This is a genomic window from Parasphingorhabdus marina DSM 22363, from assembly GCF_900128895.1.
GTDB classification, from domain to species: domain Bacteria; phylum Pseudomonadota; class Alphaproteobacteria; order Sphingomonadales; family Sphingomonadaceae; genus Parasphingorhabdus; species Parasphingorhabdus marina.
Genome location: NZ_FSQW01000001.1, coordinates 1,887,509 through 1,911,653, shown reverse-complemented (window position 1 = coordinate 1,911,653; position 24,145 = coordinate 1,887,509). Strand labels below are relative to the sequence as shown.

The following is a 24,145-nucleotide window of genomic DNA, read 5'->3' as shown; positions in this document are numbered from 1 at the left end:
CGTCACATTTTGTCCGTCAACCGGGGCATTTCTCCGGAAATACAGACCGCAACAGCTTTTGAAAGCCCGTTTGAAAACATGTCCCTGCTGACCAGATTATTCTCCCGCGAAAACCCGAATATCGTGATGCAGCCGCTCTACGAGGCGATCATCGGCGAAGGCCGTCGACCCGGATGGTACGAAAACGGCGGTGTACCGGACTCGCTGGACGGGCGGTTTGACATGATCGCCGCCATTTTCAGCCTGGTCCTGCTTCGTCTTGAAAAGGACAGTGATACGGAACAGCAAACCGCCTGGCTGACCGAGCATTTCGTCCGGGACATGGACGGTCAGCTGCGTCAGATCGGCATTGGGGACATGGTCGTGGGCAAGCATGTCGGCAAGATGATGGGCGCTCTCGGCGGGCGACTGGGTGCTTATCGCGATGCCTTTGCCGGCCGGCAGCAGCTGGAAGAGGTACTGACCCGAAATCTTTATCGTGACGAAGCTCCCGGTGCGGAAGAATTGGCCTTCACAATCGCCGGATTGCGCCAGTTTCATGACCAGCTCGCGACCCGTCAGATCAACAGTGTTCTGGCTGGCGACATTCCCGAGGCCTTGCCCGCATGACCGAACATCCGCCTGAATTCTCCCGAATTGTGAAGCTTTCTGACCTTGGGGATGCCCCCATCTCGGCGCAAGTATCTGCGAGTGAAGAAGAATGTGCCGCTTTGGCCCGGCGGTTTGATTTGCCCGGGATCAAGTCTCTCGAAGCCACTTATGACCTTCGTGCCGAGTCGGATCAACTGAGCCTCACCGGAGCACTTCAATCTCGCCTGACACAGTCTTGCGCCATCAGCGGAGAAGATTTCCCCGTTACCATATCCGAAGACTTTGCCATCTCGTTTGTCCCGGCAAAAGGAGACGATGGCGGAGAAGAAGAACCGGAAGTGGAGCTGGAGTCGGATGACTGCGACATTCTCGAATATTCGGATAACCGTATCGATATTGGCGAAGCGCTGGCGCAAACGCTTTATCTGGCGCTTGATCCCTATCCCGAGGGGCCCAATGCCGACAAGGTTCGCGGCTCCCGTGATCTCAAAACGGAAGAGGAAGCCGGCCCGTTTGCCGCGCTTGCCGCGCTCAAGGACAAGCTCGGCTAACTCGCCTTCTTCATGCTCTTTTCGCTCTGTGCAGCAGCAGTCAGTTTCTTTTTGAGATTGTTGAGCCGCGTGGTGTTGGTGATTTTCCCACCGAGCAGGTCGGTAATGTAAAAGGTATCAACAGCTCGCTCGCCATAGGTCGCGATATGGGCGCTGTGCACCGTCACTTTTGACTCAAACAGGGCGTAGGCGAGCTCGTTCAGCAGCGCTGGCCGGTCCTGGGCATTGACTTCGATCACGGTGAACCGGTTGGATGCGTCATTGTCCACCATCGCCACCGGTGTGATCTTGAATGCCCCGGCGCGGGAATGGGCCATTGGCCGGGCATCCAGCTTGACCGACAATTTGTTGCGGTTCGCCAGCGCATCCTCGACCGCCTTTTGCAGTCGTTCCAGCTGGCGCTCATCCGCAAATGGCTTGCCGTTCTGATCCTGGACCAGGAAATTGTCCAGCGCCATGCCGTCGCGGGTGGTGTGGATCCGCGCGTCGATAATATTGCCGCCGGCAACATGGATCCCGCCGGCAATGCGATAGAACAGGCCGGGATGATCCGCCGCATAGATTGTCACCAGCGTGGCGCCCCGTTCGGGATAGGCTTCTGCAGCAATGGCAAGATTGTCCTCACCCGCCTTCAGCATCAGTCGCGCATTGTGAGCGATGATGTCGTCCGGTTCCGCGATCCAGTAGGGATCCGGCAAGCGTTTGGAAAGTTTGGTAAATTTCGCTTTGCTCAGTTTCAAACCATCTTGAAGCGCGGTCTTTTTCTCGAGGATGCGTTCATCCCGGCCGCGCTGTTTGTGACCCAGTCTCAGCATCTCCTCCGAAGATTCGAAAAGATCGGTCAGCAACTGGCGTTTCCAGCTGTTCCAGACACCTGGACCGACGGCTCGAATATCCACCACTGTCAGGACCGTCAGCAACCGCAGCCGTTCGATGCTTTTAACCTGACTGACGAAATCCTGAATGGTCTTGAAATCGGACAGGTCCCGCTTGAAAGCCATGGCGGACATCAGCAAATGATGACGAACCAGCCAGGATACCAGTTCGGTTTCATGCGGCTGCAAGCCGAGGCGCGGGCACAGTTTCAATGCGACTTCGGCGCCGAGAACACTGTGATCACCGCCCCTGCCCTTGGCAATGTCGTGCAACAAGGTCGCCACAAACAAAACGCGGCGATTCTGCAACTTCTTCATGGTCTCGGTCGAGTTCGGATGATCGTCCGCCAACGCACCCGCACCGATTTTGGCGAGCAGGCCGATCGCCCGAATACTGTGCTCGTCCACCGTATAGTGATGATACATGTCGAACTGCATCTGGGCCACGACGCGGCCGAAATCGGGAATGAAGCGGCCAAAAATCGAGGCTTCGTTCATCCAGCGCAGCACCAGTTCCGGATCGCGGGGAGAGCAGAGCACATCGAGAAACAGCTGATTGGCGCGCCGGTCCTTGCGCACCTTGTTGGTGATCAGCTTGGCATCCCGCCGCGCGGCACGCATTGCCAGCGGATGAATCTCCAGCTCATGCTTGTCGGCCAGCGCGAACATCTCGATCAGACGGACCGGATCACGGGAGAAAAATTCCTCGTCAGGCAGCGCCAGCCGCCCCCGATCAAGGGTGAAACCTTTCAGTTTTTTCGGACGCCGGGTGATATTGGGAATGAACCGGCGCACACCGGCATTGTGCGTTTCATCCAGATGGGCGAGAAACACGCCGGTCAGATTCCCGACCACCTTCGCGTTGAGAAAATAATATTGCATGAACCGCTCGACGGCGGACTTGCCGGTCCGTTCGGCAAAGCGCATTCGGCGGGCAATTTCGGGCTGCAGGTCAAAAGTCAGACGGTCTTCGCACCGGCCGGTTATATCGTGCATGTGACAGCGAACGGCCCAGAGAAAATTGGCGGCCTTGCGGAACCGTTTGAATTCGTCCGTAGTCAGCAGGCCGACATCGACCAGCTCCTCGGCAGAGGACACCCGGTGAATATATTTGCCGATCCAGTAGAGCGTCTGCAGATCCCTGAGACCGCCCTTGCCTTCCTTGACATTGGGTTCCACAACATAGCGGCTGTCCCCCATCCGCAGGTGCCGCGCATCCCGTTCGGCCAGCTTTTCCGCGACAAAGCTGCTCTGGGTTCCGGAAACCACATCCGCATAGAAGCGCATTTTCGCTTCTTCATAAACGTCGGTATCCCCCCAGATATAACGCCCTTCAAGAAGCGCGGTGCGGATGGACAAATCTTCCTTGGCCATCCGGACCATTTCATCGATCGACCGGCTGCTCTGGCCAACCTTAAAGCCCAGATCCCAGAGCCAGTAGAGCATGGCTTCAATAGCCTGCTCGGTCCAGCTGGTCTGTTTGAATGGCGTGATGAAGGCGATGTCGACGTCACTGTGCGGCGCCATTTCGCCGCGGCCATAGCCACCAACGGCCATCACCGTGATCCGCTCGCCGGCAGAGGGATTGTTTACCGGATATTGGTGGCGCACCGCGATATCATGGATCAGCCGGACCAGCTGGTCGACCAGAAAGGACTGCGCCGCCGCGGCTTCATGGCCTGCCGAGGGCTTTTCCAGTAACCGCCGGCTGATTTCCGCCCGACCGCTCGCAAGCGCCTCCTGCAAAAGCGGAAGGATTTTGCTGCGCGCCTTTGCGATACCGTCTTCGGCGATCAGGTCTTCAATCGTGTCCGCCAGGGCCCGGCGATTGATGACATCCCTTTGCCGTACAACCCGGGTGCCAGGTTCTGCGACGGGTTTGGGGATATCAGCGCGTATGTTCATCCGGTTTCTGCAAGCATTTCACGGTGCTTTTTGGCAAGCACGATCTTGGCGATTTTCGCCGTTCCAAGCTTCGGCAGCGGCTCGTCATATTGCCAGATATGTACTGGCATCTTGAACGGTGCGAGCTTGTCTTTCAGATAGTCGAGCAGCTCGTCCTGCGACAGGCTGTGACCATCCTTTACATGATAGACCAGCGCCGGCACTTCGCCAAATCGTTCGTCTTCCACGCCGAAAATACAGGCTTCCGCGATCGATTTGTTGGAATAGATGGCATCTTCCACTTCCTGGCAGCTGATATTCTCGCCGCCGCGGATGATGATCTCTTTCTTGCGATCGACAATGTAGAGATAGGCCTCTTCGTCGAAATAGCCGATATCACCTGTGCGGAAATAGCCATCGTCAGTGAAGGCCTCTTTTGTCGCCTGTTCGTTATTCCAGTAGCCGGTGAAATTGGCAGCCGTCCGGATGCACACCTCGCCGCGCTCGCCCTTCGGCATCTGGTTGCCGTCATCATCCAGGATCGCAACGTCGACGATCGGCGGCGTGGCCCGTCCGGTGCTGTCGGGATGCGCCAGATAATTTTCATTCTGGTTGGAACAGCCCACTCCGTTGGTTTCGGTCAGACCATATCCAATGATCGGGAACCCTTCCCCCATCGCTTCCTTGATTCGTTTCACATGTTCGACCGGACGCGGCGCCCCGCCGGCGGCCATCGAGACACAGGTGCTGAGATCATAATCCTTGAGATTGGGATGCGAATAAATTTCCATGCTCATCAGTGGCACACCAACGAAATAGGTGACTTTTTCCTTTTCGATCAGCTTCATCGCCGCTTCGGCATCCCATTTGTTGAGCATCACCAGCTTGCGGCCGATGGCATAGCTGACCAGCACCAGTGGCACCGATGCGGTGACATGAAACAATGGCACAGCCACCATGGCGGTTGGCTGGATATCCGGCATGGTTCCGGCTTCTTCCATGATTTGTACCATCACGGCAAAGGCACCCACAAAGCTCATCGCGCCCTGAACAACTGCGCGGTGTTCGGCATAGGCCCCCTTGGAGCGACCGGTTGAACCTGAGGTAAAGAGGATGGTTGCATTGTCCTCCGGAGTAATTTCCGGCATCGGCGTTTCGGCGCTACCGCCATTGGCCATTACAACTTTCAACCCCTCAAGCGGCATCTGATCATGTTCGAAGATGAGCAGTTTCGCACCGGTATCGCGGTCAAGATCGCTCAGCCGGGCGGCACGTTGCGGATCAGCGAAGACCAGCGAACAGGAAACATCCTCAATCCCGTCGGCGAGTTCGTCACCCTGCCACCAGCCGTTGAGTTTGGTGCTAATCCCGCCGGCCAAGGTGATGGCCATGTCGAGAATGATCCAGTTGGCTGAATTGCGGGCCGCGATGCCGATCCGGTCCCCCTTCTTCACACCATAACCTTCGACAAGACCGCCTGCGAGCGTGCGGGCCGCAGCATAGGTTTCCCCGAATGTCAGGCGGATATCACCATCAACGAGAAACTCCTTGTCGGCATGCTGGTGGCAGAAATAGGTTAGAAAATCCGCGACATTTTGCGGGGCGTTCTTGAAGATCGGAAGATCCACGCCAAATTTCTCGACGCTGTCCAGCTCCAGCAACTGTCCAGGCGCCGTCAGCGCGGTCAGTGTTTCGCGTATCTTCAGATCCAGTTCCGATGGCATTTCCGCATTCTCCCGTAGTCTTCTGTGTCATTCCCTCTTGGTATAGGGGAATTTCCCTTTATATGCCTATGCCATATACGACGAAACCGAACGGGGAAAAGAGTTGATTGACATTATTCTGTCCAGCGCCAGCCAATTTGTGCGATTTGAGGAGCTGGGCCTGTCTCCGAACGCTCTCGATCTCGGATTTTTCCAGCTGAAATGGTATTCCCTCGCCTATCTCGCCGGTATCATCATCGGCTATTGGTACATGACGAAACTCATCGTCCAGCCGGGAGCCCCGCTGGCCCGCCGGCATGCGGATGACATGATCTTCTGGGCCACATTGGGCATCATCATCGGCGGCCGGCTGGGCTATGTGTTCTTCTATCAACCGTCCATATTGTCCAGTCCGGCCGACATCTTCAAAGTCTGGCAGGGCGGCATGTCACTCCATGGAGGCGTTCTTGGTGTCGTACTCGCGATCTGGTGGATTTCGCGCAAGGAGAAGCTCAGTTTTCTCCGCGTTTGCGACTATGTCGCCTGCGTCATTCCGTTCGGCCTGTTGTTTGGACGGCTGGCCAATTTCGTCAATGGCGAGCTCTGGGGCCGGGCTACCGAAGTTCCCTGGGCAATCATTTTCCCGATGGGCGGCGAAGTTGCGCGCCACCCCAGTCAGCTTTACGAAGCGGGTCTGGAAGGCATTCTCTATTTCATCATCACCTCGCTGTTATTCTGGAAAACCGATGCCCGTTATCATCCGGGCAAGCTGGTTGGCACCGGTCTCCTGGTCTATGGACTGAGCCGGTTCACGGTCGAGTTTTTCCGCCAGCCGGATGCCGGACTGGAAGATCTCAGCTGGGGCCTGACCATGGGGCAGACACTGACCGTACCCATGATCCTGCTCGGTACCTGGCTGGTGATCACCGCCAGGGGCCGCCGGGTGCGTATCGAACCGGAAGGCGGAGACAAATCCGTTGCCTGACGGCGACACGGCAGCCCATATTCTGGCGGTCCGGATCGCCCAAAACGGTCCGATTTCGCTGGGCGAATATATGGCTGTTGCCAATGCCCACTATTACGGTTCGCGCGATCCGCTGGGAGAAGCCGGTGACTTTGTCACAGCGCCGGAAATCAGCCAGATGTTCGGTGAGCTGATTGGTATCTGGCTGGCAGACAGCTGGTTACGTGCCGGGAAACCTGACCCGATCCACTATGTTGAACTGGGCCCTGGACGCGGCACGCTGGCCGCTGACGCAAGACGAGCCATGGCCAGATTTGGATTACAGCCGGACATGCATCTGGTGGAAACGAGCCCTGCCCTGAAAACAAAACAGGCAGAGCTGGTACCCGAAGCGCACTGGCATGAAGATCTGGCGAACCTGCCTGACACCGGCCCGCTGTTTGTTGTCGCCAATGAGTTTTTTGATGCCCTGCCGATCGAGCAGCATGTTCTCACCGAGCATGGCTGGCGTCAGAACATGGTCGCGCGCGACCGCAACAAATTTGTGGCCGTTCCTGGCAAACTGATCGCGGAAAGCCCTGTTGCCACATCAAAAAAGCAGTTTCCTGCCGGTACCATCCTGGAATCCTCTCCCGAAAGCGTTCGGGTGCTGGGGGAATTGTCCGGCCGACTGGCCACACAGGGCGGCGCGATGCTGATCATCGACTATGGCCATGATCGGCCCGGAACCGGCAGCACGTTGCAGGCAGTCAAAGGGCATATGCCCGTCAGCCCGTTCGACAGTCCTGGCGAAAGCGATCTGACGGCGCATGTCGACTTTCATGTCCTCGCCAATATCGCCCGCACGCGCCTGCTTTCTGTGCACGGGCCGGCGGAACAGGGTCAATGGCTGAAATCCTTGGGTATTGAACAGCGGGCCAGGGCGTTGATCGATGCCCGACCGGACCAGAAGGAAGCGGTCGAGGCCGCGTGCCACCGTCTGACCCATGTCGATGAAATGGGACGGCTTTTCCGGGTAATGGCCGCGACTTCAATGAACTGGCCTGATCCCGAGGGTTTTGTTTATGGAAACGAACCGCCCGCAGGCTGAGCTGCGCTAACCGACCCAGTCCGCGACCTCGTCAACCACCTTGTTGGCCGCCTTGTTGAGCGCATCGCCCACAGGTTCGGCCTCGGCCGCAAAAACCGGCTCGCGCGCTTCAAACCGGCGCTTGCCGACGGCTTCCCCTGATTTCATCTTGACCGCATCATAGGTCACCACGACTTCCAGTGCCGGCCCGTCGAGCCCGAAATTCACCAGTTCACCCGACAGATAATGTTCGGCTTTCCCGCTCGCCTGCGCCGCAGTGAGGATCAGGCGATTATTCTTGGCGGCGATGGTTTCCGTGAGCAGGCCGTGAAACAGACGTGCCGGCTTGTCCACCCAGACGGCTTCTTTCAGATAGGCAATGCCCGTCGTGCGTGTTTGCACCGGCACGCGCAGCGTATTGAGCTTTTGCGGCGATGTCGGCAACCGGACGACCAGCGCCTGCTCCTGCATGCCGGTGCGCTCTGCCCCGCCAACATCCTTCGCGTCCGGGGTCAGCGACAGCAGATAGGGCGGCGGATCGGCCGCCCCGAAACTCACGCATGCGCTGAGCGAACCGGCCGCCATGAGCACAATCAGGGATCGCAATTTGCTGATGGTCATAATCCTCTTCCCCTATTTGCCCGGCTCGTAATCCGGCAAAGCTGGTGCCGATATCAGTGATCCAGCGCCGCCCTGATCGAGACGTTCAGTCACCGAAGTCAGGGACTTGGTGAGCGCCTGCATGTCCTCCACGAGCTGATCGACTTCCGGCAGGGTCTTGGTCCCCAGCCGCTGCATCCCCGGCCGGACATCCTCGAGAACGGTATTGAGCGCAATCATGCTTTGCTCCGCCGCCTGGAGGGTCTTGCCCAGATCCCGTGCCAGCGGCTGCCCGTTATTGTCGAGCAACGCATTGGCATTGTCCGCCACCGCAGAAAGCTTGGCCGCAGTTTCTCCGGCATTGCGAATGGTAATCTCCGATTCAGCGATCAGCGCTTCGAGTCCAGGCGCAGACTTGGCGAGTGACCCTGTCAAATTGTCAGTGTTTCGCAAAATACCGGTGATAGACTCCTGATTTTGATCGGACAGCAGGAGTGTCAGCCGGTCAGTCAGCGTCGCCAGGCGTTCAATCACCAGCGGGGCACTGTTCAATATCTCGCCGAGCGCACCAGGTTTGGTCGGAATGACTGGCACACCCTCGGGGCCCAGTTCGGAAATCGGCGGCGCATCCTTGACCGCGCCGTCGAGCTGAATATTCGGTGGAGCAGTGAAGCTGATACTCTGGATGGTCGCCGTCGTACCCTGTAAAATCGGGGTCTCTTCACTGACCGCGATCCGGACCCGGACAAAATCGGGATCTTTTTCCCAGAGCTCAACCTTCAGCACCTGCCCCGAAGGAACACCCGCAAATGTGACACCCGTGCCCTGTGCCAGTCCACCGACGGACTGGGCGAAGAAAATGTCATATTCTTTGGTTGCACCGTCCCCGAAGCGTACGATCCAGACCAGAAATGCCGCCACCAGAGCGAGCAACAACAGGGTGATCGCCCCGACAAGGATATGATTTGACCGTGTTTCCATCTATGCCACCATTATGAAGGCAGGCAGGGAGGCCTGCAAGAAAACTCTGGAATGTCTGCTCTCTATCATCCGATCATCCCTGTTTTGGTGCCGCCATCCGGCCGCGCGGACCGTTGAAATATTCCTGGATCCATGGGTGATCCATGGCGAGCAGTTCGTCGATCGTGCCCACCGCAATAACCTTCCTGTCGGCCAGAACCGCGACCCTGTCACAAATCGCGTGGAGCGTATCGAGATCATGGGTGATCAAGAACACCGTCAGCCCCAGCGTTTGCTGCAGTTCGCGGGTCAGGCTGTCAAAAGCCGCGGCACCAATCGGATCCAGACCGGCCGTGGGCTCGTCGAGAAACAGCAGTTCCGGATCCAGTGCCAGTGCCCGGGCAATACCGGCGCGTTTTTTCATGCCACCGGAGAGTTCCGACGGGTATTTGGGAGCCGCATCCGGCGGCAATCCGGACAGACAGACCTTGTATTTGGCCACTTCCCGCCGGAACTCACGGTCCATCTTGGGATAGAATTCCCGGATCGGCACCATGACATTTTCGGCAACGGTCAATGTGGAAAACAGCGCACCGCCCTGGAACAGCACCCCCCAGCGCTTGCGGATTTCGACCGTTTCCGCATCAGAGCGGCCAAGCAGGGATTCGCCAAACACCTTGACGTCCCCTTCATCCGGTTTCTGCAGCCCGATGATCGAACGCATCAGCACCGACTTGCCGGTACCTGATCCGCCAACCACACCCAGAATCTCGCCTTTGCGCACGTCGAGATCCAGATCTTCATGGACAACAAAATCGCCAAAACTGTTGCGCAAGCCTTTCACGCAAATAATCGGGCCTTCAAACTGGGGATCATAGGCAAGAGGCGTTTCTCCGATCATCAGCTCCATCCAATCCAGGTAAAGAAGACGGCGAAAAAGGCATCGAGAACGATAACGAGGAAAATCGCCTGGACCACGGCCGCGGTGGTCCGGCGGCCGACATCTTCCGCGCTGCCCTTGACCTGCATCCCCTGATAGCATCCGCAAATGGCGATGATTGCACCGAAAACCGGCGCTTTAGCGAGGCCCACATAGACATCGGTGATCGGAACCACTTCGCGGATCCGGGAGAAGAACGTCGCCGGCGGGATATCGAGCTCGACCCAGCTCAGCAGGCCACCACCGATAATCGCAACCACCGAAGCGTAAAAGCCGAGCAACGGCAGCATGATGATGGCGGCCAGAAAACGGGGCAGGACCAGTGCCTCGACCGGCGACACGCCAATTGTGCGCATCGCATCGATTTCTTCGGTCAGCCGCATGGTTCCGATCTGCGCCGCAAAGGCTGAACCCGACCGCCCGGCGACCATGATCGCCGTCATCAGCACGCCCAGTTCGCGCAAGGTCAGCCGACCCACCAGATTGACAGTGAACACCTCCGCGCCAAATTGCCGGAGCTGGACCGCGCCCTGTTGTGCGATGACGAGACCGATCAGAAAACTCATCAGCCCGACAATGCCGAGAGCCCTGACGCCCACCACGTCAAATCGCTGGATCACCGCATTCCAGCGGATCTGTCCTGGATGACGCAACAGATTGAACAGCGCCAACATGATGGATCCGAAAAACCCGACAAGACCGGCCAAAGTGGTGAAAGCCAGTGTCGTGGCCTCGCCGATTTCGTTGAGCACGCGCAGCACCGGATTGGGCGGGTCCGGACGAACGTCCGCCGCCGGATCAACGGAGCTGACCGCGGCGATAAGGCGGGTCGCTTCGTCATCGCCACCCACAATTTCTGCACCCATATTCCGGGCCGTGCGATGGATCAGCCAGGCACCGACGGTATCAATATATCCGACATCGGCCAGATTGAGCTGCTGAATCCCGCCGGGATATTCACTCAGTCGCTCGGGCACATTGCCAATAGATGCAATCGACAAATCGCCGGAAAAGCGCAGTGCCGTCACCCCGTCTGCGGTGGTCTCCTCAACAAAGTCACTGGCATTTGTCATTACCTGCATAGGTGACCGAAAACCGCTGAAAGCTCAAGCCATTATCACAGGTCATTTTTTTGGCGCATCCCGCAAAGCGCTGCTAAGAGCCCCGAAACGGAAACAGGATTTTATGCAAAAGCTCGCCATTTATGACATGGACCGCACGATCACCCGAAGCGGAACCTACACGCCTTTTCTCCTGCAAATGGTTCTGGCACGGGCGCCGTGGCGCCTGTTGCTGGCTCCGTTCACGCTGCTGGGTTTTGCCGCTTATGGGCTCAAACTGACGGGTCGCAAGGGGTTGAAGACGTGGAACCAGCGGCTGTTGCTGGGCAGCAGTCCGTCGCTCGAAAAATTACAACCGCATATAGAGAGATTTGCCGACCGGACGCTCCGGGACAACAGCCTCGCATCTGCCATCTCGCAGCTGGAAGAAGATCGCAAGGAAGGGCGAACACTGGTTCTGGCGACGGCGTCCTACGAGCTATATGTCGAAGCCATCGCTCGCAGGCTGGACATTCCGCATGTGATAGCCACCCGTCTCAAAATCACCGAATCCGGCGCAGTCCTGCCCCGCATCATTGGCGAGAATTGCTATGACTCCGCCAAGCTCGAGCGGATCACAGCATGGCTAGAAGAGCAAGGGCTGAACCGGACCGAACTGCACATCCGTGCCTATTCCGATCATGTCAGCGACGCGCCCATGCTCCAATTTGCCGATGAAGCGGTTGCGACAACGCCCAGCCCGGCGCTGCGCCGGCTGGCAACAGAACGCGGCTGGAAAATTGTCGACTGGAGCCAGAGTCAGACTTCGCCCAGCGCCTGATCGAAGTCCGCGATCAGGTCATCCGGATCTTCGACTCCGATGGAAATCCGGACAAGATTATCGGTGATACCGAGCGCGGCGCGGCGTTCGTCCGGTACCGACAAATGGGTCATCGCCGCTGGCAGGCTGGCCAGCGTTTCGGTGCCGCCCAGACTGACCGCCAGTTTCGCAATCTTCAGAGCATCCAGGAAACGGAAGGCTTCCGCCTCCCCGCCCTTGATGAACAGAGAGAAAGTCGATCCGGCACCACTGCAGTGGCGGTCATATATGTCCTGCTGCGACGCATCGTCGATAAAGCCAAGATAGCCCAGACCTTCCACCTGCGGATGATCACGCAGAAAGGCGCAAACCTTGGCAGCATTTTCGCCTGCCCGGCTCATCCGGAGTTCCAGAGTTTCCAGGCTCCGCAGCAACATCCACGCGGTATTGGGATCGCAAATGGTCCCGATCGTATTGCGGATCGCGCGGATCGGATCCATGTGCGCCTTGCTCCCCAAGACGCCGCCTGCGACGAGGTCGCTATGTCCGCCGGCATATTTGGTCAGGCTGTAGATCACGATATCCGCGCCATGGTTCAGCGGCTGCTGCCAGAGCGGTCCGAGAAACGTATTGTCGATGGCAATCGGCGGAACGGAGGCATCATCTCCAAATACCTGGTTCCGCGCCTCGGTAATGCCCTCGATATCCACCAGGGCATTGGTGGGATTGGCCGGGCTTTCGAGATAGACAATCGCGACCTTCCCGCCATTCTCGCTGGCCTGCGCCCTGGCCTGTTCCAGAATTCCGGCGACTTCATCAGGGCTGGCCCCGGCCGGAAAGTCGATAAAGGTAACGCCGAAACGCCCGAGGATCTTGTTTATCAGCGTTTCGGTGGCGGCATAGAGCGGGCCGCTGTGGACCACGACATCGCCCTGATTGACATTGGCGAGCAGGACAGTGGCAATGGCCGACATGCCGCTGGAGAATACCAGAGCGTCTTCGGCCTCATCCCAGATGCTGAGCCGGTCTTCCAGAATCTCCTGGTTGGGACCGTTAAAGCGCGAATAGACCAGGCCATCCGCACCGCCTGGTCGCTTGCCAGTAATGCCCTCAAAGAAGCGCTTGCCGGCTGCTGCGCTTTCGAACGCAAAGGTTGATGTCAGAAAAATCGGGGGCTTCAACGAGCCTTCGGACAGAACCGGATCAAATCCGTGGCCCATCATCAGGGTCGATGGCTTCAGCTTGCGTCCCTTGATTTCTTCAATGGGGGTTTTTGGCATGCGTCGCGGGGCAACCGGAACGCCGCTTTCGTCCTGATCCGACATCGTCAATCTCCAGATATTGTCATTCCGGAGAGCCTATGCATCAGCACTCAACTAATTACAAATGAAACCATCCATATGCCGCCGATGATGATCGGAATGCCGGCGAGATCAAGCAGGAATCCGGATTTCAGCATCCGCGGCAAGGCAATGTGGTTGGTCGACCAGGCGATTGCGTTCGGACCGGTGCCGGATGGCAACATGAAGCCCCAGCTGGCCGCCATGGCCGCCGGCATGGCGAGCAGCACCGGATCGACGCCGGTCGCCAGTATGAGGCTCGCAACGACCGGCATGATCCCGCTCGCCGTTGCGACATTCGACGCGAATTCTGTCACGAGAATCACCAGTGCAACCAGCGCGATGGCAATGACAATCACCGGAACTGTCTGGAGTGGTGACAAGGCCTGCCCGAGCCAGTCCGCCAGACCGGATTCGATAATCCCGGCAGCCAGCGCGAGGCCGCCGCCAAACATCATGATCACGCCCCATGGCGCGCGATCCGCTTCGTCCCAGTTGAGCAGCGGCCGCCCGGTGCCATCCGGGAGAATGAAGAGCAAAAGCCCGCCAATAATGGCTATGGTGCCATCTGTAGCAGCACCGTCCGGAAGCACGGACTTGATCAGCGGCAGGCTGAGCCAGCCCAGCACAACCAGCGCCACGACCGGCACGAGACGTTTTTCCGCTATGCTCCAGGGCCCGGGAGACCCGATAGCAGCTTGCGCATCCTTGCCGTCAAAACTGTGGCGGCCGACTTTCTGAACCATCACCAGGATTGCGGCACAAACCGGAATGCCGATGATTACGATCGGCATGCCAAACATCAGCCAGCGAACAAAATCAATGTCCATCGACAGGGTTTTATTGATCAGTCCGGCAGCAATCGCATTGGTCGGACTGCCGACCAGCGTGCCCAGGCCGCCGATCGAGGCCGCAAAGGCCACCCCCATAATCAATGCCCCGGCAAAGCCATCGGTCTCGCGTTCCCTGACGCCGCCGGCCGCGAGAACCGCCAGTGCAATGGGAATCATGATCAGGCTGGAACTGGTATTGGAGATCAGCATGCTGAGAATGGCGGTGGCGATCATGAACGCCAGCAAGATCCCCCAGGCGCTTTTGCCCGCCATGCCGATGATCGCAAGAGCAAGCCTCCGGTGGAGTCCCACCCTTTCAATCGCCAGTGCCAGAAACGCCCCGCCCAGTATCAGAAACAGAATCGGGGAATAATATTGCCCCGCTGCTTCCTTCGCAGTCATCACATCCATCACCGGAAGCGCAAGGAAGGGCAGCAGGGCCGTTGCCGTGAGTGGCACGGCCTGCGTCATCCACCAGGTCGCCATCAGCAATGTCAAAGCCGCGACATGCCAGGCCTGAGTCCCCATCGACTCCGGAGCCGGGATCAGCAGCATCGCCACAAATACCGTCAGTCCGGCGATCAGTCCGGCGCGTTGCGCATTCATGCCGCCACTATTCCCCCAGACCAATTAGCGATATCTGCCGACCATAGCCGGGCTCGCCGCGATGACAAGAGCGACGATAGCTATAGTAGCGATCGGCGGCGGCATAGGTGTCCAGCCCCAGCTTGTGAATTTGCGTCACACCAGCCTGCTCCAGCCGCATCGCGACATAAGACTCGATATCAAACTGGAAGTGCCCCGGTTTTCCGGTCAGGAAAAACTCTGCGTTATCCCGGCTAACCTCCAGAAATTTCTGCCGAAATCCCGCGTCTATCTCATAGCTGTCCTGCGCGATGCATGGCCCGATCGCACAGGCGATGTTCGCCCGTTGTGCACCCAGTTTTTCCATTGCGGTCAGCGTGTTATCGGTGACACCTGCAATCGCCCCTTTCCAGCCGGCATGGGCCGCTCCGACCACCCGCGCAGCAGCATCATGGAACAGGACCGGCACGCAATCGGCAGTCAAAATCCCCAGCAGCAATCCCGGTTTGCTCGTCACCATGGCGTCGGCATGAGGTCGATCGGAAATGTCAAAAGTCTGATCGACTGTGACCACGTCAGCACTGTGCACCTGATGCAGCGTGACCAGTTCGCTGCCCTTGAGGATGGTGTTTTTCGCACGCTGCCGATTTTTCAAAATGGCCTCGCGATCGTCATCGCTGCCGAGGCCGACATTCAATCCGGCATAGATCCCTTTGGAAAAACCACCATCACGTCCCAGAAAACCGTGGGGTGTTCCCAGCAACAGCGGCGACGTCATCACGTCGACAGCCAGTTCCGTCTGATCAGGCAAGGCTCTTGCTCACCTGTTCCATCACGTCTTTGGACAGGTCCGGTGTGGCAGCGATTTTCTCGAGCGCCGTTCGCATCAGCTCGGCCCGGCCCCGTTCATAGCGGCGCCAGCGACCGAGTGGCGGGATGAAACGTGCTGCGGTCTGCGGGTTCTGGGCATCAAGGTGGATCACCATATCCGCAATCAGGCGGTATCCCTCGCCAGACGCATCATGAAACCGCACAGGGTTAGCCGTGAAGCTGCCATATAGCGCGCGAACACGATTGGGGTTGGACATGGTGAAATCCGGATGTCCGGCCAGGGCCTTTACACGCTTGACGGTGTCGCCGCGCTGCGAAAGCGACTGCAGGGTGAACCATTTGTCGAGCACCAGGGCATTGTCACGATAGGTGTTGTAAAAATCGTCAAACGCCCAGCCGCGATCTTTGTCTTCCATATGTGACAGCACCGAAAGCGCGCCCTGTTTCGCAGTCATGTTATCGGCATCCGCAAATTGATCGGACGCCAAGGCGGCCGCATCGTCGGCTTGGGAACCGGCAATATAGGCCAGGCAGACATTACGCAATTTGCGGTTGGCGCGGGCTTCGGCCGACAGCGAAAATTCGCCGGGCGTACACTGTGCGTAGAGCCGGCGGAACTTGCGCTCAAACTGGACCGCGATCTTCCCACGCAGCTTTTCGCGCGCCTCATGGATCGCTTCCGGATCAACGACGACCATCTGATCCCCCAGGAAAGCCTCGCTCGGCAACAGGATCAATTCCGCCAGAAAAGCCCGGTCGATGGACTCGTCCGACAGGGCCGCACCAACCGCCTGCAGGACGATATCCCGATCCGCTGGCGTGCCAGTTACACGTGCCGTGAGATAGTTGGTCATCAGCTGCTGCATCGCCTCGAACCGGGCGAAGGGATCATCGTCATGCGTGGACAGAAAAGCGAGCTCTTCCGGCGTCTGGCTGCTTTCCATGATGATCGGTGCGGAAAACCCGCGATTGATCGACAGGATCGGATGTTCTGTCTGACCTTCGAATTGGAAGCTCTGTTCCGGCTTGTCGAGAACCAGCAATTCTTCTCCCTCATGCTCGCCGCTATCCGGATCAAGCAAGGCGGTCCGGAGCGGGATCACCATTTGCGATGGCTCCGGCTTTTCACCTGTTCGGGCGACCTGCTGCGACAGGTTCAAGGTCGCGGTGCCACTTTGTGGATCGTGTGACAGCCGCGCGGAAACTTTTGGTGTTCCGGGTGTTTCATACCAGGAGCGGAATTGCCTGAGATCAGCGTCGCCACCATCTTCCATCGCCACGACAAAATCCTCGCACGTCGCCGCCTCGCCATCGTGGCGGTCGAAATACAGATCCGTGCCTTTGCGGAACCGGTCCGCACCCATCAGGCTGTGCATCATCCGGATCACTTCCGCGCCCTTGTTATACACAGTGGCGGTGTAGAAGTTGGAAATCTCCTGGTAGCTTTCCGGCCGGATCGGATGGGCCAGTGGTCCGGCATCTTCCGGGAACTGGGCCGCGCGCAATATTCGGACATCCTCAATCCGCTTCAACGCCTGGGATCCCATATCGGCCGAGAAGCTCTGGTCCCGGAAAACCGTAAAGCCCTCTTTCAGGGACAGCTGAAACCAGTCGCGGCAGGTGACCCGGTTACCCGACCAGTTGTGGAAATATTCATGGGCCACGACACCTTCGATGCCATCGAAATCGGCATCGGTGGCGACCTCAGGATCGGCTAAAATGTAGCGCGAATTGAATATGTTAAGACCCTTATTTTCCATCGCACCCATGTTAAAATCGCTGACCGCAACAATGTTGAACAGCTGCAGATCATATTCGCGACCATAGACCTGTTCGTCCCAGCGCATCGAGTCTTTCAGCGCTTTCATGGCATGCCCGGTGCGTGGCAAATCACCGTCGCGCACCCAGATATTGAGTTCCACTTCCTTGCCCGAGCGGGTGGTAAAGCTGTCATTATTGGCCACGAGGTCTCCGGCGACAAGCGCAAAGAGATAGCTCGGCTTGGGCCAGGGATCGACCCACTCGGCCCAGTGCCGGCCACCATCCGCATCACCGGCATCCGTCTTGTCGCCGTTGCACAGCAGAACCGGATAATCCGCCTTTGAGCCTTCCATACGTACGGTGTAACGGCTCAGAATATCGGGACGGTCAGGGAAAAAGGTGATGCGGCGAAACCCCTGGGCTTCACACTGGGTGCACAGCATCCCGCCGGACGCATAGAGACCCATCAGCTGGGTGTTGGTTGAAGGGTCGATCTCGACAGTGATTTCGACAATATGGGAAGCACCAGTCAATGGCAGGTGCAGCGCTCCCTCAACAAGCGTCCAGTCGGTCCAGCTTTCGCCATCGACCCTTACTGAAACCGGTAAAAGATCATCGCCATCAAGGATCAGTGGTTCTTGATATTTCGCGCTTTTCGATCGGCGGACATCGAGCCGCGATTTCACCACGGTTTGTTCGGCACCCAGCTGAAAATCCAGATGGACTTCGGGAACAAACCAGGCTGGCGGGCGATAGTCTTCGCGCCTGATTGTCCGGGCTTCCTGGGGATGAGGCGCGGCGTCTGCCATTTCATTATTGGCAGTTTTCTGAACATCTAGCATGGCTCAAGCCATAAGAGCCATTTGCACACAGCGCAATTGCGATTATGCGGAGCGGGACATGACAAAAATGCTGATCTTTGGAATGGGATATACTGCCAGCCGGCTGGCCCGCCAGCTGCGCATGACAGGCTGGGAGGTCACCGGCACTCGCCGCGAAGCAAGCAATGGTTCTCTCGCCTTTGGTGACACCGCTGCAATCCTGGCTGCGCTGGATGACGCCACACACATCCTGTCTTCGGTCCCACCGTCCCGGGATGGCTCCGAACCAGTCCTCGCGCAATATGGCGAGGCCATCGCTTCGGCCGATCTGCAATGGAGCGGGTATCTATCGTCCACCGGCGTTTACGGTGATGCCGGTGGTGCCTGGGTCGATGAAAGCGCTCAAATCGGCACCGGCCGGCGTAAAGCGCGCAGCGAGGCGGACCGAAACTGGCAGGACCTGCGACCGGACATGCGGGTGTTTCGCCTGCCCGGGATCTACGGTCCCGGCCGCAGCCCGCTGGATCGGGTGCGCAGCGGCAAGGCCCGCCGGATCGACGTTCCCGGACAGGTTTTCAGCCGGATTCATGCCGATGACATTGTCGGTGCTGTTCTGGCCTCATTCGACCGGCCGGCCGGTGTCTTCAACATTGCCGATGATCTTCCGGCCGCCCAGTCCGACGTGCTGGCCCATGCCGCCAGGCTGATGGGCATGGAACCTCCTCCGCTGATGACTTTGGAAGAAGCGGACCTGTCTGCCGCAGCCAGATCATTTTATGACGAAAACCGGCGCGTGGCGAATGGTCGTGCCAAACGGCTGCTTGGCTGGGAACCCCGATATCCCGACTATAAATCCGGACTGGCCGCCTTGCTGGAGTCCTGAATCACTTGCCCGCGCGGTCGGGCGGAGCGCAATGCGATTATCAGCCCGACCATGGCGAGGATTGACCCGCCAATGGCAATGGGCGTCCAGACATAGCCTTCAAACAGCATCGACAGAATCATCGCGACAACTGGCACCAGCACACTGGAATAGGCGGCTTTTCCCGCGCCGATTTCCCGAACGAGCGAGAAGTATAGCGGGAAGGTGACAACCGATCCGACAATCGCGAGATAGACGATCCCGCCGATATAGGCGGGCCGGGTTTCAAAGACCGGTGGTCCGACGGTGAACAGGGAAACCAGCATGTTGAAAAATGCTCCCCAAAGCATCGCCCAGGCGAGCAGGGTAATGATCGGGTATCTTTTGGGTTGCGGCAAAGCCTGCATGATGTTCGCGACCGATGCCGAGAGGATTCCGCCGATGGTCAGGATAATCCCCAGAATAACCTGAGCCGGTGGGACTGGAGATGACCGGTATTCGTGCACAAAAAGCATAGCAACGCCCATTGCAGCAATCCCGGAACCGGCGAGAAAACTGGCCTTTATGCGCTGACCAAGAAATATCCGCCCCAATATCGCATTGGGCACCATCAGCAGCGCAAAAAGCACCGCCACCAGACCGGAGGTGATGTAGAGTTCGGCATTGTAGACAAAATTGAAGTTGAACGAGAATTGAAACAGCCCCAGCAATATCGCCCAGAAATGCCCTCGCCTGTCGATGCCGAATGGCAGACGACGAATGGTGACCAGCACGAACATCGCTGCGGCGGCAATAATGAACCGGTAGGTTACCGACCAAATGGGCGGGACTTCCGATACCTGGTCGCGGATCACCAGCCAGGTTGAACCCCAGATCAGGGAAACCAGCAGGAACGGGATCAGAATGCGCGGTGCGAGCAGACTGGGCTCACTGCTGTCCGGGCCGCTCATAAAGCCGTGATGGCTTCGGCCAGCGGCGCAATGTCCTCCGCGCTCTGGTTCCAGCTTGTCACGAGCCGCGCCTGGCCTTCGCCCCAGTCGTAAAAGTCAAAACCCTGATCGCGCAACGACTGCGCTTCCGCCGCGGACAGTCTGATGAAGACCTCATTGGCTTCCACGGGATGAATCAAGCGATCCGCCGCCGCATCCGCGATCAGCCGGGCGCCGGCATTGGCCGCCCGGGCATTGGCGAGCCAGAGATCGTTGTCGAGCATCGCCAGTATCTGGGCGGCAAGATAACGTCCTTTGGATTGCAAATGACCCGCCCGCTTGCGACGGTAATGCGTAGCCTTCGCCAGATCCGGATCAAAAAAGACCAACGCTTCGGCCCCCATTCCCCCGTTTTTGACAAAGCCGAAACTGAGGATGTCGACACCGGATTTCCAGGTCACGTCAGCCGGCGAACAGTCAAGAGTGGCCAGAGCATTGGCAAATCGTGCACCATCCATGTGCAAGCCAAGGTTCCGTTTTTTGCAGACTTCGGATATCGCGGCAACTTCAGCCGGTGTGTATACCCGCCCATATTCCGTGGCATTGGTGATCGATACTGCCGATGGCTGGACCTGATGCACGTCATCGCGAATGGCTGCACAATGTGCATCCACCGCATCACCCGAAATTTTTGCGCCGGATCCCTCGAGCAACATCAGTTTCGCACCGCCAGTGTAAAAGCCCGGTGCCCCGGCCTCATCCTCCTCGATATGCGCTTCGCGATGGCAGATTATGCCCTGATGCGGCTCGCACAGTGCGGCCAGTGCGAGAGAATTGGCGGCGGTTCCGGTGGCGACCCACATTGCCTCCACTTGCGTTTCGAACAGGTTGGAGAAAGCAGCATTGAGCTGACCACTCAGGACATCACCGTCATAGGCCGTATCCTGATGATTGGCCTCTGTCAGAGCTTCCATCACTCGCGGATGCACAGAAGCTGCATTGTCGGAAAAAAAACGCATGGGCAGCGCATGGATCGCGCACTGGCATTCGTCAAGATGCTTGCATACCGTTTCCCGAAAAACTCCACGTCTTGCGAGCAGATACAGTTTGCGACACTTTTTCCCGTGCCATTCCAGCCTATTGTGTCTAGCTGTGATTGCGGGGCAGAAAACTGATCGAGGTGCGATATGGCCGTTGCCCGCATTCCCCATTTGCTATTGCTGACTGCGTTCATGGTCGGAGCAGAGGCACCTGTACAGGCTGCTGAAGGCGACACCCCGGAACGCTTCTCGGTTTTGTTGACTTATGGTGACGACAAATGTCCCGAACCGGAAGGCGATGAGATCGTTGTCTGCGCGCGGGAACCGGAGTCGGAGAGATACCGGATACCCAAGCCTTTGCGAAAGACGGAAGAAGAGCTGGCGGCTGATCGGTCGTGGACATCAAGGGTTGAACAGCAAGACGAGATTTCGCGAACCACGCGTCCGGGAAGCTGCTCGGTCGTAGGGACGTTTGGATTTTCGGGCTGCACGTCAGCGGCCATCCGGCGATGGTTTGAAGAACGCCGCAACGCCGCAGAATAGCAACTGCCAAAACAAAACCGGGAAGCTGAACCGTTTAGGGGGTTCAGCTTCCCAGGATGGTCTTCCTGCCACCACGTCATTTGCGGCAGAAAAAGACCGGGATACGTCCGCACGGGGGGAGGACGGACATATGGGGCCGGCCGGTCAGGACCGGTCAGGGACGACGCGGCCGAAGGTTCTTGGGACGCAGCGGCTTGATACGCTTCGGTTTGAACCCGGCAGCGCGATTGGTCTTGACGGTCCGGCTTACACCATTTTCGGTCCGCTTCGCCTTGACCCGCCTGCTGTACAGCGTGTCTCCATCGCTATTCTGCAAACGGCGCCCGGCAACATAGCCGTTTTCCGTCCGACGGCGACCGGCGTCATAATTGTAGGTTTCGCCATTCCGCCCGGTGGCGGTGCCGTTGGCGCGAAATCCGTTTTCCGTCCGTTCGCGCTCATAGTCAAAGCTCCGCGTCCGTCCCTGAAAATCGGTCTGGGCACCACTGGCGACCCACCCATTTTCAGTCCGCGTCCGGTTGTAATCGCTCGTCGCGGTTGCTCCGTCACTTTTGCGGGTGAGTTCGGAATTTCTGTCGAGCGTTCCAGCCTCACGATCCCGTGTAATGATTCTCTCGCCTTCGACCCGGGGGGTATCAATGGTGACCGTTCGGGTCTGTTCCTGTGCGGTCACCGGTGCGGCAACCGCTATCGCCAGAAGCGGCAAAAGCATTGCATGTTTCATGTCATTCTCCTTTACGCGTTTACTTGTCCGGAGCGTTTTCTGTCGCTCTCAATGACCTAAACGCAGCAAATGAGAATTCCCTTCGCTGGCAATCAAAATTATCTGCCGGACCGGCGCATGTCCCGCAATCGCTGGCGGATCTCGCGCATCGATTGGCCATTCTGCCGGCGCGACCGGATTTCGCGCAATATCCGTCGCCGCTCGGCCGGAGTTGCATTGCGCAGCCGCTCCCTGAGTGCCGTCGGCAACTTGTCCCGCAATTCGCTACCCAAGGACTCTGTTGATAGAGTATCTTCGGGCTGCGCGCTTTCCGGATCACCGTCCTCCGCTTCCACCACCAGCATATCAGGCTCGGCCTCTGCGGGCAGCTGAGCTTCGACAGGTTCATCCATGACTTCCGGAGTCGCTGCCGTCGGAGCCGACTCCGCGATTGGGGGGCCATCGGTCAAAACCGGTTCGGACATGTTGTCAGAAAGTCCATCCGGAGCGTCGCCGCTTGCCGCAGGGGCCCTAACATCCCCAAGCGCAGGATCACGGGATTGCCTCCCTTCAAAGCCTTGCCCTTCCCGGACAAAGGCCGCCCTGCGCAGGGCGCGACGCACAGCGGGCCGGGATATATCGCCATTCCTGATCGCCTTGCGGATCATGATCCGCCGGTTGCGCAATTGTGTATCACTCAACGGCGGCAAACCGCGAGCTGCGCGGCGTTGCTGCACGCGTTCCTCATTTTGCGCGATCCGCTGCCTGACAACTGCGATCTTTTCTGCCCTTTCCATATCCCGCCAGCGCGGTCTTGTGGTTTCGTCCGTCGCAGCATCCTCCTGTCCTGCTTCAGCTGATGGAGCGGGTCCAACACCAACAGCAGGCTGCCTGTTCTCGACCAGCTTTGCCGGTTCGGGGCGCGGGATGACCTGTTCAACCAGATCGCTGACGACCGGGATCCGATAGGGAATGTCTGCCAGCGAGAGTGCTGCGGCTGCGGCGGTGCTCAACATGGCCATCCCTGCTATGCCGGATGCATAAAAGCGGGTTCGCTTCCACGGGCTGTTCCCATGGCCGGTGCGGATCCGGGACCAGGGCCGTCGCTGAACCGGATGAGGCTCCACCGATTTCTGACCAACTGCTGCAGCCACAACCCGATCCGTGAAATCTTCCGGGAGATCAGGGACGACAAACTGATCAAGAAGCCGGGCTATTTGAGGAGAGAAAACGGCGGTCATGCGGCATCTCCCTCTTGATTGTTCAAAACATACGGGCTGTTTTCAAGGCAGTGTTTCAAAGCCGCGCGCGCACGGAACAAAAGGGATTCAAAGCCCTTGAGTTTCATGTCCATGGTCCCTGCGGCATCCAGATTGGACTGTTCCTCGTAATAAGTCAGCACGACTGCTGCCCGCTGGCGATCACCCAGTTTTCCGATGCAATGCTTGACCGCCAGCGCCTGGCGCGAATTGTCCACCACGGCATCTGCCGTCGGTGCATCATCAACCTGCTCAGGCACGTCTTCATCTGACATCCGTTTCCTTTTTCGCAACCGGTCCAGACACAGATTGACTGCGACACGCCTGAGCCAGGCTTCGACTCCCGCACCACCGCTGGTCCACTTTTCGGCATTGTTCCAGAGTCTCAGCATCGCTTCCTGTGCAATATCCTCGGCTTCAGCCGGGTCCTTGACCATCCGGCAACCAATGGCAAAGGGGATCCGGGCGTGCCGGTCCACCAGTGTCCGAAAGGCCTCAGCGTCCTTGTCGGCGACACGCAGCATCAGGGCATCATCGCCCTGTTCGACGACGGGTTTGTCCGGCATTACCATTTGCTTTTCAAATCCGATGGTGCCTCCCCCGACACTGTAAACCATTTCTAGAGCATATAACGCGCGGGG

The 24,145-nt window shown here is 58.2% G+C and carries 22 protein-coding genes; 7 read left to right on the top strand and 15 right to left on the bottom strand.

Features of this window, described 5'->3' with window-relative positions:
* The first annotated feature begins 78 nt into the window (after positions 1–78).
* Positions 79–609 carry a ubiquinol-cytochrome C chaperone family protein gene (locus BUQ90_RS09350; protein WP_074204720.1) on the top strand — a complete coding sequence of 177 codons (531 nt, stop codon included), beginning with the start codon at positions 79–81 and terminating at the stop codon, positions 607–609.
* Positions 606–1,142: a YceD family protein gene (locus BUQ90_RS09345; RefSeq protein WP_074204719.1), complete on the top strand. Its 537-nt coding sequence runs from the start codon at positions 606–608 to the stop codon at positions 1,140–1,142. The genes BUQ90_RS09350 and BUQ90_RS09345 overlap by 4 nt, the downstream gene beginning before the upstream one ends.
* Here the strand turns inward: BUQ90_RS09345 and BUQ90_RS09340 are convergent.
* Positions 1,139–3,922 carry a [protein-PII] uridylyltransferase gene (locus tag BUQ90_RS09340; protein WP_074204718.1) on the bottom strand — a complete coding sequence of 928 codons (2,784 nt, stop codon included), beginning with the start codon at positions 3,920–3,922 and terminating at the stop codon, positions 1,139–1,141. The genes BUQ90_RS09345 and BUQ90_RS09340 overlap by 4 nt on opposite strands.
* A complete protein-coding gene (locus tag BUQ90_RS09335; protein ID WP_074204717.1) occupies positions 3,919–5,625 on the bottom strand; it encodes a class I adenylate-forming enzyme family protein in 1,707 nt (568 codons plus the stop codon). Before BUQ90_RS09335 ends, BUQ90_RS09340 begins: the two co-directional genes overlap by 4 nt.
* Positions 5,626–5,728: 103 nt before the next feature.
* Between BUQ90_RS09335 and lgt the strand changes: the two genes are divergently transcribed.
* Together lgt and BUQ90_RS09325 are read left to right on the top strand one after the other, a co-directional pair.
* Entirely contained in the window at positions 5,729–6,589 is an 861-nt protein-coding gene (gene lgt / locus BUQ90_RS09330; protein WP_074204716.1) for a prolipoprotein diacylglyceryl transferase, read from the top strand.
* Complete coding sequence (locus BUQ90_RS09325) at positions 6,582–7,658, top strand: class I SAM-dependent methyltransferase (RefSeq protein ID WP_074204715.1); 1,077 nt, start codon at positions 6,582–6,584, stop codon at positions 7,656–7,658. Before lgt ends, BUQ90_RS09325 begins: the two co-directional genes overlap by 8 nt.
* Before the next feature lie 6 nt (positions 7,659–7,664).
* Here the strand turns inward: BUQ90_RS09325 and BUQ90_RS09320 are convergent, their stop codons facing one another.
* From BUQ90_RS09320 to BUQ90_RS09305, 4 genes are all read right to left on the bottom strand, one after another.
* Positions 7,665–8,258, bottom strand: coding sequence for an ABC-type transport auxiliary lipoprotein family protein (locus BUQ90_RS09320; protein WP_074204714.1), 594 nt, complete (start codon positions 8,256–8,258; stop codon positions 7,665–7,667).
* A 12-nt stretch (positions 8,259–8,270) separates the two neighbouring features.
* Positions 8,271–9,218: an MlaD family protein gene (locus BUQ90_RS09315; protein ID WP_074204713.1), complete on the bottom strand. Its 948-nt coding sequence runs from the start codon at positions 9,216–9,218 to the stop codon at positions 8,271–8,273.
* A gap of 73 nt (positions 9,219–9,291) precedes the next feature.
* On the bottom strand, positions 9,292–10,098 hold the full coding sequence (locus tag BUQ90_RS09310; RefSeq protein WP_239447376.1) for an ABC transporter ATP-binding protein: 807 nt from the start codon (positions 10,096–10,098) through the stop codon (positions 9,292–9,294).
* Positions 10,098–11,210: an ABC transporter permease gene (locus BUQ90_RS09305; RefSeq protein ID WP_074205014.1), complete on the bottom strand. Its 1,113-nt coding sequence runs from the start codon at positions 11,208–11,210 to the stop codon at positions 10,098–10,100. The genes BUQ90_RS09310 and BUQ90_RS09305 overlap by 1 nt, the downstream gene beginning before the upstream one ends.
* A gap of 112 nt (positions 11,211–11,322) precedes the next feature.
* Between BUQ90_RS09305 and BUQ90_RS09300 the strand changes: the two genes are divergently transcribed.
* Positions 11,323–12,018, top strand: coding sequence for an HAD family hydrolase (locus tag BUQ90_RS09300; RefSeq protein WP_239447375.1), 696 nt, complete (start codon positions 11,323–11,325; stop codon positions 12,016–12,018).
* On the opposite strand, the gene BUQ90_RS09295 is transcribed toward BUQ90_RS09300, so the two are convergent.
* Genes BUQ90_RS09295 through pepN form a run of 4 tightly spaced genes read right to left on the bottom strand, consistent with a single transcriptional unit; the run spans position 11,997 to position 18,189 of the window.
* Entirely contained in the window at positions 11,997–13,322 is a 1,326-nt protein-coding gene (locus BUQ90_RS09295; RefSeq protein ID WP_074204711.1) for a cystathionine gamma-synthase family protein, read from the bottom strand. The genes BUQ90_RS09300 and BUQ90_RS09295 overlap by 22 nt on opposite strands.
* A gap of 47 nt (positions 13,323–13,369) precedes the next feature.
* Positions 13,370–14,776, bottom strand: coding sequence for an SLC13 family permease (locus tag BUQ90_RS09290; RefSeq protein WP_074204710.1), 1,407 nt, complete (start codon positions 14,774–14,776; stop codon positions 13,370–13,372).
* Positions 14,777–14,783: 7 nt separating this feature from the next.
* Positions 14,784–15,533: a peptidoglycan editing factor PgeF gene (gene pgeF / locus BUQ90_RS09285; protein WP_074205012.1), complete on the bottom strand. Its 750-nt coding sequence runs from the start codon at positions 15,531–15,533 to the stop codon at positions 14,784–14,786.
* Positions 15,534–15,558: 25 nt separating this feature from the next.
* A complete protein-coding gene (gene pepN / locus BUQ90_RS09280; RefSeq protein WP_074204709.1) occupies positions 15,559–18,189 on the bottom strand; it encodes an aminopeptidase N in 2,631 nt (876 codons plus the stop codon).
* A 58-nt stretch (positions 18,190–18,247) separates the two neighbouring features.
* On the opposite strand from pepN, the gene BUQ90_RS09275 reads away from it, so the two are divergent.
* Positions 18,248–19,051, top strand: a complete 804-nt coding sequence (locus tag BUQ90_RS09275; protein ID WP_074205011.1) for an SDR family oxidoreductase — start codon at positions 18,248–18,250, stop codon at positions 19,049–19,051.
* Here the strand turns inward: BUQ90_RS09275 and BUQ90_RS09270 are convergent.
* On the bottom strand, positions 19,015–19,980 hold the full coding sequence (locus BUQ90_RS09270) for a DMT family transporter (RefSeq protein WP_074204708.1): 966 nt from the start codon (positions 19,978–19,980) through the stop codon (positions 19,015–19,017). The genes BUQ90_RS09275 and BUQ90_RS09270 overlap by 37 nt on opposite strands.
* Entirely contained in the window at positions 19,977–20,978 is a 1,002-nt protein-coding gene (locus BUQ90_RS09265) for a threonine aldolase family protein (protein ID WP_074204707.1), read from the bottom strand. Before BUQ90_RS09265 ends, BUQ90_RS09270 begins: the two co-directional genes overlap by 4 nt.
* 168 nt (positions 20,979–21,146) lie before the next feature.
* Between BUQ90_RS09265 and BUQ90_RS09260 the strand changes: the two genes are divergently transcribed.
* Positions 21,147–21,542 carry a hypothetical protein gene (locus tag BUQ90_RS09260; RefSeq protein WP_084192588.1) on the top strand — a complete coding sequence of 132 codons (396 nt, stop codon included), beginning with the start codon at positions 21,147–21,149 and terminating at the stop codon, positions 21,540–21,542.
* A gap of 154 nt (positions 21,543–21,696) precedes the next feature.
* On the opposite strand, the gene BUQ90_RS09255 is transcribed toward BUQ90_RS09260, so the two are convergent.
* The 3 genes from BUQ90_RS09255 to BUQ90_RS09245 all read right to left on the bottom strand — a co-directional run bounded on the left by BUQ90_RS09255 (position 21,697) and on the right by BUQ90_RS09245 (position 24,070).
* Entirely contained in the window at positions 21,697–22,266 is a 570-nt protein-coding gene (locus BUQ90_RS09255) for a hypothetical protein (RefSeq protein ID WP_074204706.1), read from the bottom strand.
* A gap of 98 nt (positions 22,267–22,364) precedes the next feature.
* Positions 22,365–23,486 carry a hypothetical protein gene (locus BUQ90_RS09250; protein ID WP_074204705.1) on the bottom strand — a complete coding sequence of 374 codons (1,122 nt, stop codon included), beginning with the start codon at positions 23,484–23,486 and terminating at the stop codon, positions 22,365–22,367.
* Positions 23,483–24,070: a sigma-70 family RNA polymerase sigma factor gene (locus BUQ90_RS09245; RefSeq protein ID WP_074205009.1), complete on the bottom strand. Its 588-nt coding sequence runs from the start codon at positions 24,068–24,070 to the stop codon at positions 23,483–23,485. Before BUQ90_RS09245 ends, BUQ90_RS09250 begins: the two co-directional genes overlap by 4 nt.
* Between the last annotated feature and the right edge of the window lie 75 nt (positions 24,071–24,145).

Bases quoted from the DNA above. Each gene is read 5' to 3' on its own strand.
- BUQ90_RS09350 (WP_074204720.1), top strand. From the start codon at position 79: ATGTCCCTGCTGACCAGATTATTCTCCCGCGAAAACCCGAATATCGTG.
- BUQ90_RS09345 (WP_074204719.1), top strand. From the start codon at position 606: ATGACCGAACATCCGCCTGAATTCTCCCGAATTGTGAAGCTTTCTGAC.
- BUQ90_RS09340 (WP_074204718.1), bottom strand. From the start codon at position 3,922: ATGAACATACGCGCTGATATCCCCAAACCCGTCGCAGAACCTGGCACC.
- BUQ90_RS09335 (WP_074204717.1), bottom strand. From the start codon at position 5,625: ATGCCATCGGAACTGGATCTGAAGATACGCGAAACACTGACCGCGCTG.
- BUQ90_RS09320 (WP_074204714.1), bottom strand. From the start codon at position 8,258: ATGACCATCAGCAAATTGCGATCCCTGATTGTGCTCATGGCGGCCGGT.
- BUQ90_RS09315 (WP_074204713.1), bottom strand. From the start codon at position 9,218: ATGGAAACACGGTCAAATCATATCCTTGTCGGGGCGATCACCCTGTTG.
- BUQ90_RS09310 (WP_239447376.1), bottom strand. From the start codon at position 10,098: ATGATCGGAGAAACGCCTCTTGCCTATGATCCCCAGTTTGAAGGCCCG.
- BUQ90_RS09305 (WP_074205014.1), bottom strand. From the start codon at position 11,210: ATGACAAATGCCAGTGACTTTGTTGAGGAGACCACCGCAGACGGGGTG.
- BUQ90_RS09300 (WP_239447375.1), top strand. From the start codon at position 11,323: ATGCAAAAGCTCGCCATTTATGACATGGACCGCACGATCACCCGAAGC.
- BUQ90_RS09295 (WP_074204711.1), bottom strand. From the start codon at position 13,322: ATGTCGGATCAGGACGAAAGCGGCGTTCCGGTTGCCCCGCGACGCATG.
- BUQ90_RS09290 (WP_074204710.1), bottom strand. From the start codon at position 14,776: ATGAATGCGCAACGCGCCGGACTGATCGCCGGACTGACGGTATTTGTG.
- pgeF (WP_074205012.1), bottom strand. From the start codon at position 15,533: ATGACGTCGCCGCTGTTGCTGGGAACACCCCACGGTTTTCTGGGACGT.
- pepN (WP_074204709.1), bottom strand. From the start codon at position 18,189: ATGCTAGATGTTCAGAAAACTGCCAATAATGAAATGGCAGACGCCGCG.
- BUQ90_RS09275 (WP_074205011.1), top strand. From the start codon at position 18,248: ATGACAAAAATGCTGATCTTTGGAATGGGATATACTGCCAGCCGGCTG.
- BUQ90_RS09270 (WP_074204708.1), bottom strand. From the start codon at position 19,980: ATGAGCGGCCCGGACAGCAGTGAGCCCAGTCTGCTCGCACCGCGCATT.
- BUQ90_RS09265 (WP_074204707.1), bottom strand. From the start codon at position 20,978: ATGCGTTTTTTTTCCGACAATGCAGCTTCTGTGCATCCGCGAGTGATG.
- BUQ90_RS09260 (WP_084192588.1), top strand. From the start codon at position 21,147: ATGGCCGTTGCCCGCATTCCCCATTTGCTATTGCTGACTGCGTTCATG.
- BUQ90_RS09255 (WP_074204706.1), bottom strand. From the start codon at position 22,266: ATGAAACATGCAATGCTTTTGCCGCTTCTGGCGATAGCGGTTGCCGCA.
- BUQ90_RS09250 (WP_074204705.1), bottom strand. From the start codon at position 23,486: ATGACCGCCGTTTTCTCTCCTCAAATAGCCCGGCTTCTTGATCAGTTT.
- BUQ90_RS09245 (WP_074205009.1), bottom strand. From the start codon at position 24,070: ATGCCGGACAAACCCGTCGTCGAACAGGGCGATGATGCCCTGATGCTG.